At 66.1% G+C, this 17,421-nt stretch carries 15 protein-coding genes; 9 read left to right on the top strand and 6 right to left on the bottom strand.

The genetic code is table 11. From position 1 onward, the window contains the following. Nucleotides 1-127: 127 nt before the first annotated feature. Nucleotides 128-715 (top strand): hypothetical protein, encoded by a 588-nt coding sequence (locus ASF98_RS06935; RefSeq protein ID WP_055799372.1) that lies wholly within the window; start codon nt 128-130, stop codon nt 713-715. Nucleotides 716-813: 98 nt separating this feature from the next. On the opposite strand, the gene ASF98_RS06930 is transcribed toward ASF98_RS06935, so the two are convergent. Further along, complete coding sequence (locus ASF98_RS06930; protein ID WP_156372325.1) at nt 814-1,506, bottom strand: LysM peptidoglycan-binding domain-containing protein; 693 nt, start codon at nt 1,504-1,506, stop codon at nt 814-816. 254 nt (nt 1,507-1,760) lie between these two features. Then, nucleotides 1,761-4,355 carry an excinuclease ABC subunit UvrA gene (locus tag ASF98_RS06925; protein WP_055799369.1) on the bottom strand — a complete coding sequence of 865 codons (2,595 nt, stop codon included), beginning with the start codon at nt 4,353-4,355 and terminating at the stop codon, nt 1,761-1,763. 48 nt (nt 4,356-4,403) lie between these two features. On the opposite strand from ASF98_RS06925, the gene ASF98_RS06920 reads away from it, so the two are divergent. From ASF98_RS06920 to ASF98_RS06895, 6 genes are all read left to right on the top strand, one after another. Further along, on the top strand, nt 4,404-5,516 hold the full coding sequence (locus ASF98_RS06920) for an adenosine deaminase (RefSeq protein WP_235505664.1): 1,113 nt from the start codon (nt 4,404-4,406) through the stop codon (nt 5,514-5,516). Between the two features lie 260 nt (nt 5,517-5,776). Further along, entirely contained in the window at nt 5,777-8,074 is a 2,298-nt protein-coding gene (locus tag ASF98_RS06915; RefSeq protein ID WP_055799366.1) for an FdhF/YdeP family oxidoreductase, read from the top strand. Nucleotides 8,075-8,086: 12 nt separating this feature from the next. Next, complete coding sequence (locus tag ASF98_RS06910) at nt 8,087-8,911, top strand: alpha/beta fold hydrolase (protein WP_055799363.1); 825 nt, start codon at nt 8,087-8,089, stop codon at nt 8,909-8,911. 29 nt (nt 8,912-8,940) lie between these two features. Beyond that, nucleotides 8,941-9,324: a hypothetical protein gene (locus ASF98_RS06905; RefSeq protein WP_055799494.1), complete on the top strand. Its 384-nt coding sequence runs from the start codon at nt 8,941-8,943 to the stop codon at nt 9,322-9,324. A gap of 194 nt (nt 9,325-9,518) precedes the next feature. Next, nucleotides 9,519-10,409 carry a pullulanase X25 domain-containing protein gene (locus ASF98_RS06900; RefSeq protein WP_055799360.1) on the top strand — a complete coding sequence of 297 codons (891 nt, stop codon included), beginning with the start codon at nt 9,519-9,521 and terminating at the stop codon, nt 10,407-10,409. A 92-nt stretch (nt 10,410-10,501) separates the two neighbouring features. Beyond that, nucleotides 10,502-11,296 carry an alpha/beta fold hydrolase gene (locus ASF98_RS06895; RefSeq protein ID WP_055799358.1) on the top strand — a complete coding sequence of 265 codons (795 nt, stop codon included), beginning with the start codon at nt 10,502-10,504 and terminating at the stop codon, nt 11,294-11,296. Between the two features lie 41 nt (nt 11,297-11,337). Here the strand turns inward: ASF98_RS06895 and ASF98_RS06890 are convergent, their stop codons facing one another. From ASF98_RS06890 to ASF98_RS06880, 3 genes are all read right to left on the bottom strand, one after another. Next, a complete protein-coding gene (locus ASF98_RS06890; protein ID WP_055799355.1) occupies nt 11,338-11,568 on the bottom strand; it encodes a hypothetical protein in 231 nt (76 codons plus the stop codon). A 45-nt stretch (nt 11,569-11,613) separates the two neighbouring features. After that, nucleotides 11,614-13,491 (bottom strand): alpha-glucosidase, encoded by a 1,878-nt coding sequence (locus tag ASF98_RS06885; RefSeq protein WP_235505662.1) that lies wholly within the window; start codon nt 13,489-13,491, stop codon nt 11,614-11,616. A gap of 88 nt (nt 13,492-13,579) precedes the next feature. Further along, nucleotides 13,580-14,842: a mechanosensitive ion channel family protein gene (locus ASF98_RS06880; RefSeq protein WP_235505660.1), complete on the bottom strand. Its 1,263-nt coding sequence runs from the start codon at nt 14,840-14,842 to the stop codon at nt 13,580-13,582. 160 nt (nt 14,843-15,002) lie between these two features. On the opposite strand from ASF98_RS06880, the gene ASF98_RS06875 reads away from it, so the two are divergent. Next, nucleotides 15,003-15,731, top strand: a complete 729-nt coding sequence (locus tag ASF98_RS06875; protein ID WP_055799351.1) for a hypothetical protein — start codon at nt 15,003-15,005, stop codon at nt 15,729-15,731. Between the two features lie 126 nt (nt 15,732-15,857). Here the strand turns inward: ASF98_RS06875 and ASF98_RS24710 are convergent, their stop codons facing one another. Further along, entirely contained in the window at nt 15,858-16,232 is a 375-nt protein-coding gene (locus tag ASF98_RS24710; RefSeq protein ID WP_235505659.1) for a hypothetical protein, read from the bottom strand. A 16-nt stretch (nt 16,233-16,248) separates the two neighbouring features. Here ASF98_RS24710 and ASF98_RS24705 point away from each other — a divergent pair, with 16 nt between their 5' ends. Continuing rightward, nucleotides 16,249-16,773 carry a hypothetical protein gene (locus tag ASF98_RS24705; protein WP_235505657.1) on the top strand — a complete coding sequence of 175 codons (525 nt, stop codon included), beginning with the start codon at nt 16,249-16,251 and terminating at the stop codon, nt 16,771-16,773. Nucleotides 16,774-17,421: the final 648 nt, after the last annotated feature.

The raw sequence follows: 17,421 nt of genomic DNA, 5'->3' as shown, positions 1-17,421 counted from the left end.
GCGGCTGGAGAGAAGTGCGGCGTAGTCTACTGGACCGTATGGTGAGACGACGGAGACAACACGGTCACAATTTGACTAAGATGACCGCAATCAAACCACCCCTCAGCCACCCTCCGGAAGATACGACATGACACTTACTCAAGCAGTTCCGTTCACGCCGAAGTTCGGACAAATGCTGAGCCCGGAAGCCAATGGCATCCTGGTGCTTGATGAATTCACCATCGACCCGGAAGCGGCCCGCAAAGAGCAGCACGGCTTCCGCGCCGCGATCGGCTCTGTGGCCCTCAAACTCCGGCGCATCGTTGCCCTCCGCCTCTTCATCGCCATCGTGGCCATCGCCAACCTGCCGCTGTTCCTGCTGTCCACCGGCTGGTGGATCTACGCCGTCTCCTTGGCCGTTGTGGTGGCCGTGCACGCAGCCGTTTCATGGCTGAACAGCCATGAACCGAAGGTCCGCCAGCGGCACTCGCTTGAACTGCACCTGCACCGGGAACGCAGCGACAACTACCGCAAGGTGCGCGACGCCGTGAAGTTCGTGATCGATTCGCCGGCACGCATGAACGAGCACCTATACCTGGAACTCCTGGCCGCCAAGCGGGTTGCCCTGCACCTGCATATCGGCACCGTGGCCGTCCTGGACACCAGTGACGACTCCGCCTGGAAAGTACGAATCGTCCGCGAACTGCCCCAGGCGGCTTATACGCAGGCCGCCTAGACAGCAGCGGGAACCAATTAACTTAAGAAATGACGACGCCGGAGCTCCCCGCCAACGGGATGCTCCGGCGTCGTGGTTAACGCTTTGTTGCCTGAACGTTAGGCGGGCAGCTGCAGGACCTGTCCTTCAAACACCAGATCGGGATCCACGATGGTGTCCGTGTTGGCGTCGGCAAGGGTCTGCCAGCCGCCGGTGATGTTGAGCTTCTCCGCGATGGTGCTCAGCGTGTCCCCGGCAGCAACCGTGTAGGTTTCGCCGCTCACCGGAACCTCGGCTGCGTGGCGGGGTGCGGCCTCAACCGGCGCCTGCGCAGGAACAGCCTGCACCGGAGCAGCTGACTGCACCTGAACTTCTGCGGGCGCCGCCGGAGTCACCGGAACGCTCGGGGCGGGTGCTCCGCCGCCGCCGCTCAGGCCCAGCTTGGCGGCGCAGGCGGGCCAGGCGCCCCAGCCCTGGCTGGCCTGGACATTCTCGGCGACGGCGATCTGCTGCTCGCGGGTGGCGTTTGCCGCTGATCCGGTGCCGCCGTAGGCCGCCCATGTGCTGTCCGTGAACTGCAGGCCGCCGCTGAAACCGTTGCCCGTATTGGTGCTCCAGTTGCCGCCACTCTCACACTGGGCGAGAGCGTCCCAGGTGCTGCCGCTGGTGGCGGTGGGCACGGCCGCGTTGGCAGCTGTGGCGGACAGTGCGAGTCCTGCCGCGGAAACGGCGGCCAGCGTGACTCCGCGGCGCGCGGCGGTCCCCAGCTTGGATTTGCCCATGGACGTGTTCGTGCGAGTGGAAGAGTTCATGAAAGTGGATGCTCCTGAGGGCCACCTGCGCTCGGTCCGTCCCCGGACGTTGTCGCGCCACTGCCCGCCCCTGACGAACTAGAGGTCACGTACGGTGTCTGCCGGCCGGGCAGTAACTGGTGGTGGCAGCACCGGGCATTCGTTGTCCCGCTCGGCGGGATTACGTTCCACGCTAGGACAGTGCCGCCCCGTTATCAAATCGAAATAGATACCGGGTGCGGAAGTTGCAGGCGGGGCGAGAACACCGGCACCGGTCAGTGCTGCAGCGCCGTCGCCAGGTACGGCGCCGTCCGGCTCTGCTTGGAACGCGCGACGGCGGCCGGCGTCCCGGACGCCACGATCTCACCGCCCGCATCGCCACCGGCCGGGCCGAGGTCGATTACCCAGTCCGCGGCAGCCACCACGTCCATCTCGTGCTCCACCACAATGACCGTATTTCCGGCGTCCACCAGGCCGTGCAGCTGGGCCATCAGCAACTGGACGTCCGCCGGGTGGAGTCCGGTGGTGGGCTCGTCCAGCAGGTAGAGGGTGTGGCCGCGGCGGGCGCGCTGCAGTTCCGTGGCCAGCTTGATCCGCTGCGCCTCGCCGCCGGAGAGTTCCGTGGCGGGCTGGCCCAGCCGCAGGTAGCCCAGGCCGACATCGCGCAGGGTCTGCAGGCTGCGGGCAGCGGCGGGAACGGCGGCCAGGAATTCCGCCGCGGCATCCACCGTCATGGCCAGCACCTCGGCCACGTTCTTGCCGTTGTAGCTCACCTCAAGAGTTTCCGGGTTGTAGCGCGAACCCGCGCATTCGGGGCAGGGACCATAGCTGCCCGGAAGGAACAGGAGCTCCACCGCCACGAAGCCTTCGCCCAGGCAGGTCTCGCAGCGGCCGCCGGCTACGTTGAAGGAGAACCGCCCGGCGCCGAAACCCCGTGCTCTGGCCTGCTCTGTGGCGGCGAACTCCTTCCGCACCGCGTCGAAGAGCCCGGTGTAGGTGGCCAGGTTGGACCGCGGGGTTCGGCCGATCGGTTTCTGGTCCACCCGGACCAGCCGGTCAATCCGTTCCAGCCCGGAGACCGGGCCCACGGCTTCGGAAACAACCAGCGGCTCTCCGGATCCGGGGTGCGCTTCAGCATCCGAGCCGTCCGTGGCGTCCGCGGCGGCATCACTGTCGGGCTTCAGCCGGGCACCGACCACTTCGGCGAGAACCTGGCTGACCAGGGTCGACTTGCCGGAGCCGGAGACACCGGTCACCGCGGTCAGGATGCCCAGCGGGAACTCTGCGTCGAGATCCCGGAGGTTGTGCCGGGTGATGCCCTTCAGCCCCAGCCAGCCGTCCGCCTCCCTGACCGAACCATCCCGGCGAGCGCCGCCGTCGTTCTCTTCGCCGTCGTTCTTCGCTTTTTCAGAACCGTCCGGGAACAGGAACGGCCGCGTGACGGATGCATCCACATCCGCGAGTCCGGCCACGGGCCCGCTGTACAGGATTTCGCCGCCGCCTTCACCGGCACGAGGGCCAACGTCCACCAGCCAGTCGGCGCGGCGGACCACGTCCATGTTGTGTTCCACCACGAACACCGAATTCCCCGAGGATTTGAGCGCTTCGAGCACGGACTGCAGGGGTTCGGCATCGGCGGGGTGGAGCCCGGCGGACGGTTCGTCCAGCACGTAGACCACGCCGAAAAGTCCGGAGCGGAGCTGGGTGGCGATCCGCAGGCGCTGCATTTCACCGGGGGAGAGTGTGGGAGTCGCCCGGCCCAGTGCGAGGTAGCCAAGGCCCAGTTCCAGCAGCACGGTGATCCGCAGCAGGAGGTCGCGGGTGATGGCCACTGCCACCTCGTTCGTCTCGCCCGATGCTGCGGCCCGGCTCGCTGTCCCGGCGTCCGTGAGCTGGCTGGTGGGCCGGATCAGCTCTGCCAGTTCGCTCATGGGCACGGCGTTGAGCCCGGCGATGGTGTGGCCCGCGAAGGTCACGGCGAGGGCCTCAGGCGTGAGGCCGCTTCCGCTGCAGCGCTCGCACGGACCCGTTTCCATGAACCGGAGGACGCGCTGGCGCATGGTGTCGCTCTTGGAGTCGGCCAGGGTGTGGAGCACGTAGCTCTTGGCGCTCCAGAAGCGGCCTTTGTACGGTTTGGCCACGCGGTCCCGCTTCGGCGTCACTTCCACCACCGGCTGCTCCTCGGTAAAGAGGATCCAGTCGCGGTGCTTCTTGGGCAGTTTCCGCCACGGCGTGTTGACGTCGTAGCCCAGGTGGCTGAGGATGTCGCGGAGGTTCTTGCCCTGCCACGCGCCGGGCCAGGCCGCGATGGCGCCGTCGGCGATGCTCAGCGAGGTGTCCGGGACCAGGGATGATTCGCTGACCGTGTGGGCAATGCCCAAGCCGTGGCAGACGGGGCAGGCGCCGGCAGCGGTGTTGGGCGAGAAGGCGTCCGAATCCAGCTGGGCCACGCCGTCCGGGTAGGTTCCGGCCCGGGAGAACAGCATGCGCAGCGAGTTGGAGAGAGTGGTCACCGTGCCCACGGTGGAACGGCTGCTCGGTGTGCCGCGCCGCTGTTGAAGCGCGACGGCGGGAGGCAGCCCTGTGATCATCTCCACCTTGGGGTTGTGCCCCTGCTGGATGAGGCGCCGCGCGTACGGGGCAACGGACTCGAAGTAGCGGCGCTGGGCCTCGGCATAAATAGTGCCGAAGGCGAGGGATGACTTGCCGGAACCGGAGACGCCGGTGAACGCCACGATGGCATCGCGCGGAACGTCCACGTCCACGTTGCGCAGGTTGTTTTCCCGGGCTCCGCGCACCCGGACGAATCCATCGGTGGGATGGTCCGGAATCAGGAAGGGCACATTGGAAGCCTGCTTGTTATTTTGCATTGATTCGACTCTATCGGTGTCAGGGCGCTCCGGGCATATCCTTACCGGATGGAAACTTACGACGGCGCGCCCGAACCCGGCGGCGTGCCAGCACTCAGTGATGCTCCCATTTCCGAAGCTGACGAGGCTGCGGCTCCCGTGCCCGATGCTGAAGAAGCTGCGGTGGTCGTCGAACAGCCCGTCAAGCTGTTGCCGGTGGCGGAGCTGCACCTCCACATAGAGGGGACCCTGGAGCCTGAGCTGATTTTCGCCCTCGCTGAGCGGAACGGCATCGAGCTGCCGTATGCGGACCTCGACGAGCTGCGTGCCTGCTACGAGTTCACGGACCTGCAGTCCTTCCTGGACCTGTACTACGCCAACATGGCGGTGCTGCAGACGGAGCAGGACTTCGCGGACATGACCCGTGCCTACCTGGAGCGTGCGGCGGCCGCGGGAGTGCGGCACGCTGAAATCATGGTGGACCCGCAGGCCCACGTGTCCCGCGGGGTCCCGCTGGAAACCTGCGTGAACGGGGTTGCCTCTGTGCTGGCGAACTCCCTGGCGGAGTTCGGGGTATCCACCCTGCTCATCGCAGCGTTCCTGCGCGACCTTTCCGAGGAATCGGCCCTGGACGTCCTGGAACAGTTGCTGGCTATGAACGCGCCCATCGCCGGCATCGGCCTCGACTCGGCGGAGGTGGGCAACCCTCCGGCCAAATTCGAACGGCTGTTTGCGCGGGCGAAGGAAGCCGGGCTGCACCGCATAGCGCACGCCGGCGAGGAGGGCCCGCCGTCGTACATTATCGACGCGCTGGAACTGCTGGACGTGGAGCGGATCGACCACGGCATCCGCTGCATGGAGGACCCCGAACTGGTGGAACACCTCGTCGCGGAGCGGGTGCCGCTGACGGTGTGCCCGTTGTCCAACGTGAGGCTCCGCGCCGTGGACACCCTGGCCGAGCATCCGCTGCCGGCCATGCTTGCCGCGGGCCTGAACGTCAGCGTGAACTCGGACGACCCCGCGTACTTCGGCGGCTATGTGGACGACAACTTCGTGCAGTTGCAGACGGTACTGGGGCTCTCCGAGTTTGACCGGGTCCGGCTGGCTTCCAACTCCATCCGGTCCTCGTTCGCGGACGACGAGCGCAAGACCGAACTGCTCGCGGAGCTCGGCTACTCCTGATCCCTGGCGCTGAGACCAGTTGCGGAAGCGCGGCATGACGGCTCCGGACACTCAGAGCGGGTGGGTTCCATTGTCCGCCCATCCGCATTTTGGTACCAGCACTGGGGCTGCAGGACGAACGCGGGCTGAATGCTTGCGGGGCCCTGCCATACCTGCTAATCCTGAGGAAAGGTCCGGGTCCGTTGGAGGACACTTCTCCAGTTGGGACATCAGTTCACAGCAGCACTGATCAGCAGGTTCCGAGTCAGGGAGGGCGCAGCATGCCGCGCAAGAATCCGCACGTGGAAGAAGCCGACGAAAACAATCTGGAAGTCGGGAAGCCCAAGGACTGGGCCGCGGGTATCCCGGGTGTCTACCATTCGATGCAGCCGGCCCTGAAACACATGGGCGTGGGCCGTGCCGGCAAGACGCTGCTGGGGCTGAACCAGAAAGACGGCTTCGACTGCATGAGCTGCGCCTGGCCGGATCCCGGACACCGCAAGACCTTCGAGTTCTGTGAGCAGGGCGCCAAGGCGGTCACCTGGGAGGCGACGCCGGTGGTGGTGCCGTCCGAGTTCTGGGCGGCGAACCCGGTCACTGAACTGCGGGAGCGGTCCGAGTACTGGCTGGGAATGCAAGGCCGGCTCACCGAGCCGGTGTACAAACCGGCCGGGGACGACCACTACCGGCCGGTCAGCTGGGACGAGGCTTTTTCCATCATCGGCAGCAAGCTCCAGGGCCTGGACAGCCCGGACGAGGCCGCGTTCTACACCAGCGGCCGGACGTCGAACGAGGCCGCGTTCCTTTACCAGCTGTTCGTGCGGGCGTACGGGACCAACAACCTGCCGGACTGCTCCAACATGTGCCACGAATCCTCCGGCTGGGCCATGGGCCAGACCATCGGCGTCGGCAAGGCCACCATCTCCTACGACGACTTCGCCAAGGCGGACCTGATCATCATCATGGGACAGAACCCGGGCAGCAACCATCCCCGAATGCTGACCGCCCTGGAAGAGGCCAAGGAAGCCGGCTGCGAGATCGTGGCCATCAACCCGCTCCCGGAAGCCGGGCTTATGCGGTACAAGAATCCGCAGAAGGTCAACGGCATTCTGGGGCGCGGAACGGAACTGGCGGACCAGTACCTGCAGATCCGGCTCGGCGGGGATATGGCGCTGATGCAGGCCCTGTCCAAGCGGGTGCTCGACGCCGAGTCCAAGCGCCCCGGGAAGGTGCTGGACCACGAGTTCCTCAGGGAGCACTGCGAGGGCCTGGACGAACTCCAGGCGCACCTTGCGTCCCTGCAGGAAACAACCGTGCTTCGCGCTACCGGCCTGAGCAGCATGGAAATCGACGAACTCGCCGAGCGGTATTTGCGGGCCGGGAAGGTGATCATCACCTGGGCCATGGGCATCACGCAGCACAAGAAGGCCGTGCCCACCATAAAGGAGATCATCAACCTGCTGCTGCTCCGCGGAAACATCGGGAAACCCGGTGCCGGAGCGTCACCGATCCGCGGCCACAGCAACGTCCAGGGGGACCGCACCATGGGCATCTGGGAGCAGATGCCGCCGGCTTTCCTGGATGCGCTCGCCAAGGAATTCAGTTTCGAGCCGCCCCGGGAACCCGGCGCTGATGCGGTGGAAACCATCCGTAAAATGCGCGACGGCGGGATCAAGGTTTTCGTCGCGATGGGCGGAAACTTCGTGGCGGCCATCTCGGACACGCACGCGGCCGAGGCCGCCGTCGCGAACACGGAAATGACGGTGCAGATCTCCACCAAACTCAACCGTTCGCACGCGGTCACAGGCGAGGAAGCCCTGATCCTGCCCACCCTGGGACGGACTGAAATCGACCTGCAGGAAACCGGGCCGCAGTTCGTGTCGGTGGAGGACACGGTTTCCGCCGTGCACGCCTCCGAGGGAAAGGTGAAGCCGGTGGCGCCCGGGCTGCTGTCCGAGGTGGCGATAGTTACCCGGCTTGCCCGGGCAACCGTGGACAGCAGGATCAACGCGGACTGGGCCGGTTTCGAACGGAACTACGACCTCGTCCGGGACCACATCTCGCACGTGGTGGCCGGCTGCGAGGACTACAACCGGCGAATCCGGGAATGGGGCGGGTTTGTGCTGCCCAACGGGCCGCGGGATTCCCGGACGTTCCGCACCCCCACGGGGAAGGCGATGCTGACGGTCAACCAGTTGGAGCACGTGGAGCGGCCGGCCGGGACGCTGATCCTGCAGACCGTGCGATCCCACGACCAGTTCAACACCACCATCTACGGGCACAATGACCGGTACCGCGGAGTGAAGAAGGGCCGGGACGTTGTGTTCGTCAGCGCGGAAGATATCTCCGAACTAGGACTGGCTGACGGGCAATACGTGGACATCCACGGGGTGTACGACGACGGTACTGAGCGGGTGATCAGGAAGTTCCGGGTGGTGTCCTACCCAACGGCACGCGGATGCGCCGCGGCCTATTACCCGGAAGCAAACGTCCTTGTGCCGTTGGAGAGCGTGGCGGAGGGCAGCCACACGCCCGTCTCCAAAGCCGTGATCGTGCGCCTGGAGCCGAGCCTGGCCTGAACGGAGGCAGTCATGGCCATCATCACCGTGGGCGAAGTCGACCTGTTCTATGAGGAGGCAGGTCGGGGCCCGGGCCTCGTACTGGTGCACGGGTCCTGGGTGGACCACCACGAATGGGATCAGATGGTGCCACTGCTGGTCGGACATTTCCGGGTAGTCAGCTATGAGAGGAGGGGACACAGCAGCAGCTCCGCGCCGGGCCGCCAGGGATCGGTTCACGAGGATGTCGAGGATCTCTTCGGGCTCATCCGCCAGCTGGGCCTTGACCCTGCCGTGGTCGTGGGCAATTCGTTCGGCGGACTGGTTGCGCTGCGCCTGGCCGCGGCCCATCCGGAAGTGGTCGCAGCGATCGTTGTGCATGAACCGCCGGGACTGGGACTGTTGGCTGAAGACCCCGCCCATGCGGAGGTCCTCCGAGGCTTCACCACCCGCGTGGGCGAAGTTGTGGCAGCGCTCAACGCGGGGAACTACGCGCAGGGTGCCGAGCTTTTTGTTGATTCGATTGCGCTGGGTCCCGGAAGCTGGGACCGCCTTCCGGCGAACCAGCAGGAGACGTTTGTCCGGAATGCTCCCACCTTCCGGGACGAGCTCGGCGACCCGGACTCCCTTACCCTCGATCTCGGCCAGTTACAGAACTACACCGGCCCGGTCCTCCTGACACAGGGCGAGCAGAGCCCGCTGATGTTTGCCGCGGTCATGGACCGCATCCACGATGCGTTGCCGCACGCCCAGCGCCTCACCTGCACCGGTGCCGGCCACATCCCGCACCTGACACACCCGCAGGACTATGCAGAATCCGTGATCAAATACGCCGTCCAGGACGACGGCGCATCCTGACAGAACCCCGAATGCCCCGGGAGGGCAGCATGAGTGATTTCCTTGTCTACCTCGATACGTCCGACGTTCAGCCAGGGAAGCTTGGCGAGCTCAAGGTCGCCATGGAGGACCTTGCCAGCTTTGTCGAAGCCAATGAGCCACGGATCATCGCCTATGACGTCTACTTTTCGGACGACGGCACCCGCATGAACGTCCTCCAGGTCCACCAGGACCTGGCGTCGCTGGAGTTCCACCTGGAGGTGGCCGGACCGCGGTTCCCTCCGATTGCGCCCCTCGTCCGGCTCCGGACCATCGAAATCTTCGGTGCGGTCAACGAAGAGCTGGTCAAACAGCTCGAAGCGAAGACGCAATTGCTGGGCGGCACCGTCATTATCCGCAACCTCCACGCAGGCTTCGCTCGGGTGGCGGTTTGACGAAAACGAGCCCGGGCGCCTTGTCAACAGGCCCAAAGTCCTAATGTTTCCGCCGATCAGCTGAGACCCTAAGATCACTTGTGCCGCATTCGGCGTCATAGTCGGTCACGACACACGTTGTTAACGCCCATAGTCGCCTCTAGTTACAGTTCACTGGCAAAATGCTGAGTGATCACCTGCTCGAAAGGACAAATATGCCCACGGCTATTGCAGACACCACCACTGTTCGACTCAAATCAGTGCTCGACATCCTCGCGGAAAGCGTCCTGTCAGGCGAGACCCTCGGCGCGGGCGCAGTCCTGGCCCAGGCCACGGTCCGGGTACCGCTGAACGAGAAGGAAAGTGAGCTGCTCAGCGGAGGCATCCCCCGGGGACACAAGGCGCTGACCACCGCCACCAGCAAGCTCGTGAAGGCAGGCTGGCTCGTCAAGGGACGCAGCGGCTGGACCATCACCGACGACGGCCTCCGCGCCACCGTTGCGTTCCCGGATCCGGACACCTTTGCCACGGCCCTTGCCGAAGGCACCCCGGTGCCGGCTGACGTACCGGTTCCCACGGAGCTCCCCGCCAAGGCTGCAGCCCCGAAGGCTGCCGCGAAAGCTCCCAAGGCCGCCCCGAAGAAAAAGGCGCCGTCCAAGGCTGCCAAGGTGGTTGAAAAGGCTGCCGAGCTGATTGAAGATGCAGTGGCGCCGGTGGCGAAGGCCGTGCGCACGCGCAAGGCTGCTGCCAAGCCGGCCAAGGCCAGCGAGGAAACGCCGGCAGAGGCTCCCAGTGTTGAATCGATCGACCAGCCGGAGGCAGTTGCCATCGCGGGCGACTTCAATGTGCTCCTGGGTGCACCGGCAAACTGGGCGCCGCAGTACGACGAATCGCAGATGACGCTGGATGCCGTGGACCAGCTGTGGAAGCTCACCACCGACCTTCCCGCCGGGCACTACACGTTCAAGATCGCGCTCAACCGTTCCTGGGACGAGAACTACGGCGCGTTCGGTGCGTTTGACGGTGCAAACCACGAACTCCACCACCCCGGTGGCCGGATCACCTTCAACTACGATCACCGGACCAGGGACATCACCCTGATCTGAGGCCCAACCGCTGCACTTGTCCTGTAGGCAGCTGACCCTGATCGGCCTAGAATCAACCCATCAGGGTCAGCTCCACAAAGGAGCGGTGCGGCATGGACACCGTTGACATTTCAGGACTGCGGATCGGCTACCAGCGCGCGGGCCAAGGCCCTCCGCTGGTGCTTCTTCACGGCGCCTACGAGGACAGCCGCAGCTGGCGGCAGCAGCTGGAGGGGCTCTCCGACGAGTTCACCGTCATTGCCTGGGATGCCCCGGGCTGCGGCCGGTCCGACGATCCTCCGGCGGACTTCTCCGGCAAGGAACTGGGAGATGTGCTTGCCGGCTTCCTCCGCGAGGTAGCGCCGCGGAAACCGCATGTCCTTGGGCTGTCCTGGGGATCCGGGGTTGCCTTGGAACTGTACCGCGGCCACCCCAACATGGCAGCGTCCCTGCTGCTGGTTTCGGCCTATGCCGGCTGGGCCGGCTCGCTGCCGCCGGAGGAAGTCGAGCGCAGGTACGCCCAGATCCTGGCCGAGCTGGACCAGCCGCCCGAGCAATTCATCCCTGTGTGGATGCCCACCCTGTTCACCGCGCGGGCGGATCCCGCCGTCGTCGAAGAAGCCGGCGCCATCATGGCCGACTTCCATCCCGCCGGAATGCGGGCAATGCTGAGCGCAAGCGGCCACGCAGACTACCGCGACGTGCTTCCCGGCATCAAAGTGCCGACTCTGCTGCTTTACGGCGAAAAAGACGTGCGATCGCCGCTGGCGGTGGCGCACGAGATGCACCGCCAGATCCCAGGTTCACAGCTCACGGTGATTCCCGACGTCGGGCATATGGTCGCCGCTGAAACGCCGGCGGCGTTCAATACCGAAGTCCGCCGGTTCCTGCACAGCATCGGTGATTGAGCCGTCCCCGGTGATTGAGCCTGGGGTCGGGGAGTGAAGTCCTAGAACCGCGTGGGGTCGGGATTCGGCGACGGCGGCACCGGCGGCATGGGACCCGGGTCCGGGATCGGCAGCGGACCGGGCGCCGGGGTCGGTTCCGGTCCGGGGTGCGGCGGGCGGGGCTCCGTGGGGTCCGGCCTGCTGGGCGGGAACGGATTGTCCGGATCCGGCGGGCCGGTGGGTCCAGGCTCCGGCGGGAACGGATCCGGCTCCGGCAGCGGTGGAATGGTCATGATGCTCTCCTTGCTTCGCTGGTTAACGGCCTTGAGGATGACGGTTCAGTTGTTGTGTTGCCGGCGGAAGACCTTCAGTTCCCAGGGGCGCAGCGTAATCGCAGCGTGCGTCCCGGCTCCGTGTGTCCCGGCGTCGTCGGTTGGGTAGTTTCCGAGGATCAGCTCGGCCGGGTAGTGGCCCAGCTCGGGCTCATCCGCGCCGGCTTCGGTATCGCCCCAGCCGCCGCCGTCGAGCTCCACGGTCCGGTCCTCCCCGGAGAAGTTGCCCAGCACCAGCAACTGGACGCCGGGCCCCGTGGTAGAACCGGGCCCCGTGGACGGAGCCGGCAGTGACCGCCGGAAGGCGTACACGTGCTCGTCATTCGGCAGCAGCATGGTGAAATCGCCTTCCGCCACCACAGGCTCGGCGTGCCGCAGGGCGATGACCTGGCGGTAGAAGCTGAAGACGGAGCCCGGGTTGTCCTCCTGCTCCGCGGCGTTGATGTGGCTGGTGTTTGGGTTGACCGCGATCCACGGCGCGCCGGTGGTGAACCCGCCGTGCCGGGTGGCGTCCCACTGCACCGGGGTGCGGGCGTTGTCCCGGTTCAGTGGTGCCAGAGCGGCCAGGACGTCGGCATCGGTATGGCCCAGATGGGTGGTGGCTTCGCGGTGGTGGTTGAGTACTTCGATGTCGCGGTAGTCGCTGATGGCGCCGAAGCTCATGTTGGTCATGCCCAGTTCCTCGCCCTGGTACACGTACGGCGTACCGCGGTGCAGGTGCAGGATGCCGGCCAGCATCTTGGCGGAGAGTTCGCGGTACTGCCCGTCGTCGCCGAAGCGGGACACTGCGCGGGCCTGGTCGTGGTTGCCCCAGTAGAGGCTGTTCCAGCCGCGCCCGGCCAGGGCTTCCTGCCAGCGGCCCAGGGACTTCTTCAGGTCCGTCAGCCGCAGCTTCTTGGGCCGCCACTTGTTGCCGTCCTCCTGGTCCAGCGCCACGTGCTCGAACTGGAACACCATGTCCACCTCGCGCCGGGCGGGGTCTGTGAACAGGACGGCGTCTTCCACGGTGACGCCGGGCATTTCGCCCACGGTCAGCAGCGGCTTGTCGCGGCCGGCGAAGACCTCCAGGTGCATTTCGTGCAGGAATTCGTGGATCCGCGGTCCGGACATGAAGTGCGGGCTGCCGTCGCCGAACAGCATGCCGTCCGCCTTGGGCCCGTCCGGCAACGCGGTGTCCTTGGAGATGAAGTTGATGACGTCCATCCGGAATCCGTCCACACCACGGTCCAGCCACCAGTTCATCATGTCGTAGACGGCGGCGCGGACCTCGGGGTTTTCCCAGTTCAGGTCCGGCTGCTTCCGGGAGAACAAGTGGAGATAGTACTCGCCGGTGGCCTGGTCGAATTCCCAGGCCGGGCCGGAAAACGCCGAACCCCAGTTGTTCGGTTCCGCGCCTGCGCCGCCTGCCGGCTCCGGACGCGGCGGCCGCCACCAGTACCAGTCGCGCTTGGGGCTGTCCTTGGAGGCACGTGATTCCACGAACCACGGGTGCTCGTCCGAGGTGTGGTTGACCACCAGGTCCATCACCAGCTTCATTCCCCGCGAATGCAGCCCGTCGGTGAGTTCCTTCAGGTCGGCCAGGGTGCCGAAGAGGGGGTCAACGTCGCGGTAGTCGCTGATGTCGTAGCCGTTGTCGTCCTGCGGGGAGGTGTAGATGGGGGAGAGCCAGACGACGTCGACCCCCAACTTTTGCAGGTAGTCCAGCTTGCTGATGATGCCTGGCAGGTCGCCGATGCCGTCGCCGTCGGAGTCCGCAAAGCTGCGCGGATAGATCTGGTAGACCACCGCTTTGTGGAACCAGCCGGGGTCCGTGGTCACCTCGTCGTCGTTGTCCGCCGCCTCGCTGACAGGGGGTTCCGTTGCGGGGTCTGCGTGGGTGGTCATGGCCTGGTCTCCTCAGTTGCTTGCGGCTGGTCTGATGATGGGGCTCGGTTTGATTATTGTTCAGATCGGCCGGGCAGGAAAGGGCCCGCTAGTTCCGTGCCGAGAGGGTCTTGTCGCGGTCCTCGAAGACCTCCTCGCCGGGGCCGGTGAACGCGCGGGACCGCTCGATCGCTTCGAGGGACCCGGTGAAAAGCTGGGAGTCCTGCGGATCTGATGGCTGACGCCCATGCACTGGCTGTGCTGGCTCGCGGGCCTCGCGGGCCTCGCGGGCCTCGCGGGCCTCGACTGCGGGCTGCCGGGACATCTCCCGGGCGGGCGCAGGCTGCACAGGTTCCCAGCGCACGTGCGGCAGCGACTCCGGGTGGCCTTGCTGCAGGAAGGTGACCATGGCTTCGCGGATGAGGCAGCGCAGGTCGAAAAGGGCGGCGCTGTCCGCGGCGCTCACCAGGATCCGCACCCGGACGTAGCCGCTGGTGGCATCGGTGATCTGCAGGATTCCCACGCGCTCGTCCCACAGTGCCGTTCCGTCGAGCACGGTCCGCAGTTCGGCCCGCATGTCCTCGATGGGTGCGCGCCAGTCAAGGTCGAACTCCACGGTGCCCATCACCTCGGACTGGCGGCGGGTCCAGTTCTCGAACGGCGTGGTGGTGAAGTAGGTGGAGGGCAGGATGAGCCTGCGGTCGTCCCAGATGTGGACCACGACGTAGGTCAGGGTGATCTCCTCGATCCGTCCCCACTCCTTCTGGACCACTACAACATCGTCCACCCGGATCGCGTCGGTGAAAGCGAGCTGCATGCCGGCGAACACGTTCACCAGCGAGGTCTGCGCGGCGAGGCCGGCCACGATGGAGATCACGCCGGCAGAGGCCAGCAGCCCCGCGCCGAGCGCCTGGATCGCGGGGAAGGTCAGCATGACGCTGCCCACCGCCAGCACCACGATGAGCGCAACGGCGATCCGTCGGGCCAGGATCATCTGGGTCCGCAGGCGTCGGGCTCGGCGGTTGTCGGCCACGTCCACGCTGTAGCGGCCGAGGACCAGGGCCTCAACGATCAGCAGCACGGCCACGGCGAGCCAGGCAAGGGACCCCATGAGGGCAATCAGCAGGAGGTGGTCGACGGCGGACCTCCACCCGCCGTCGTGCGTTGTCAGCGCCAGCGCGATCCGGACGCCGATCAGGCAGAGGGCGAGGCGCAGCGGGAGCCGCGCCACACGGGAAGTGGACTGCAGCTCCGGACGGCGGCGGTTGAGCCGGAGGACGGTCTTGCGGATCAGCCAGGAGAGGACCAGTCCAGCCGCCACTGCGAGCGTCATGGCCAGGAAGGGCATTGCCGGGGTGAGGAATTCTTGCATTGGTTAAGCTCTATCAAGCTTCGGGGAAGGGCTGAAATCCGGAGTGCCGTGGGCGTGGCGATAACATTTAGACATCGATTGGATTTATTGCTAGGGCGGAGGCGCGCCGCAGTCCAGAATTGAGGAATTATTCGCGGTCTCATGAGATTCAGGAGAACAGATGCACCGCTCAGCACCCTCGGCCATCGCCGTCTCGGGGGCCCTATGCCTCGCTTTTCTGCTGGTTGCCTGCGGACCGCCGGCCTCGTCACCGTCGACGAGTTCCCCGGCAGCCACCGCCACGTCCACCGCTTCCCCCTCGTCCACGCCAGCCACGAGCGCCACGGCTTCCACGTCGCCTTCCGCCACCCCGGAAGCAGGTTGGAAGTCCTATACGACGGCGGACGGCCTGACCTTTGATTATCCGGAAGACTGGAAGCTCACGGAGGCAGCCGGCGAAGCAGCCCCCGGGGGAGTGTTCGTGAAAATCACCAACGCCAACGGCAAGAACCTTGCCTCCCTCCGGACGAACATGGTCACCGGCTCCGAATGCACCGTAAAGCAGCCGTTCGGTGTGTACGAATCCGTGCCCCTTCCGGCACTGGAACAGAGCGGCAGCGTGCCCCGGTACACCTTCGAGACGAGAACGGACACCACCGCCACGGATCCGAAGCTGATGACGGTGTTCGCCTACGGCATCACCACGGCGCCCGAACCCACCGGGACCGAAGCGTGCCCCATCTTCCACTTCTTCACCTGGCCGCCCAGCGGAGCGATGTTCGGGGGTGCATACGACCCCTTCGACACCACCCCCGGGAACGAGATGCATGTGGACACCCCCGAGGTGTACATGGGCACCCAGGAGTACAAGAACATCAAGAAGATGATCACCTCCCTGCGGCCGGCCTAGGCGGACAGGGCAGAAACGCGACCGTTGCGCACTGCGGGGCAACCTGCGGTGCGCAACGTTTTGGCGGCAACTTGCCCCGTCCCGCGCGAGTCGCGTCAGGGCGGGGCCACAATGAGTTCCTCAGCTTCATGAGGAGGATTGCATGCGCCGATCACTGAAGCCCGGCTTTCGATCGTCCGGACCGGCACGTCCCGGAGCAGCACGTTCCGGCACAGCAGCCGCTGCGGGCGCCTGCCTCGCAGTGCTTGTGGCAGCCTGCGGCCCGCCACCTGCTCCGTCCGACGCCGGATCCGCGACAGCCACCGCGTCAGGAGCCTCAGCCAGCGGGACGTCGAGCGCGACGGCGAACGGGTCTGTGCGCGATACCGCCACCGGATCGGCCAGCGGGACTGCCGTGCCGCCAAGCGCGACGGCGGGCGCCCCGGCGGCTGAACCGGCGCCGTCGGTCACGTCCCCGAGCCGGTTGCCGTCCCCGACGGCGTCCGGCTGGAAGACGTTCACGACGTCGGACGGTGGCTTGACGTTCGACTACCCGGGCGACTGGACCATTGTGGATCCGGTCGGAAAATCACCGCTCGGCGGCGAACACGTGGACGTCTTGAACGCGGGAGGGAAGCCGATGGCTGTCCTGGAGACCAGGATCGTGACCGGTTCGGAGTGCGTCCAGCAGTACCCGTTTGCCGTGCTGGATTCCGAACCCATGACCGCCCTGGCCGAGAAGGGCGTGGCGGACGGGAACGCACCCCGCTTTATGTTCGAGATCCGCGGAGACGCACTGGCGCCCGCCCGGACCGCCGAGACCATCGCGGCCTACGGCATCACGATGGTTCCGGAGGAGATCGGGACGCTGGCATGTCCCATCTTCCTGCTGTTCCGGTGGCCGCCCAGCGGGGCCGTGTTCGGGGCGGGCTACGACCCGGCGAACAACACCACGCCCGGCGATCCGTCGCTCCCGTATTGGGAGAAGGCGAAGCTGTACGTGGAGACGGGCGAGTACCGGAATATCCGGCGGATGATCACCTCGCTGCGGCCCTCGAAGTAGCGTGCGGCGGCCTGTACGGGCTCCTTGACTGGCCCCGTGGGCCCGCGCAGACTCGAATCAGGACACGGTCCGATCAGTAGTCGGGGTTCTGATGTACGCATTGGGGAAGCAGCGGCTCGTGAGCGGTGCGAAGGTAATGGCATCCGCCCTGGCAGCCCTGTGCGCGGCGATATGTGTGGCGCTGTTTGTCGTGATGGGCCTGGCCGCCTGCACGCCGCTGCCGAATGAGGAACCGACGCCCACTGCAAGCACCGCGACGCCCACTGCTACACGTCCCCTCCCCAGTGACGGCGGCCCTGCCGAAAGTAAGCCCGGCGCCGGACCTGGCCCGTTCCCGACGCTGCGCCCCACTTCAACCCCGCGTGCCACCTCCACTGCCTTCGAACGGGCCAGGCGGGCCAAGGAAATCCTGGAGACCTGCGTCCAGGGCGAGCTGACCTTCAGGCCGCCGTCGCCCATGCGGCAGGGGGAGACCAGGGAGTTCGTCCTGCACGTGACCCTGGGCGACCCCGGCGCGGGCCATGAGAAGAACATCCCCGGACCCAACCCGGTGCAGACCCGTGCGCCCATTGTGTGCGAAGAGATGCGCGCTGACCTGTCCGGACCGGGCATAACCGTTGAGAGGGCCGGAAATCCGAGCGGAGAGAT

This window comes from Arthrobacter sp. Leaf337 (assembly GCF_001423745.1).
Classification (GTDB): Bacteria; Actinomycetota; Actinomycetes; order Actinomycetales; family Micrococcaceae; genus Arthrobacter.
Note: the sequence above shows the minus strand (reverse complement) of the source record. Positions and strands in the feature narration are given on the sequence as shown.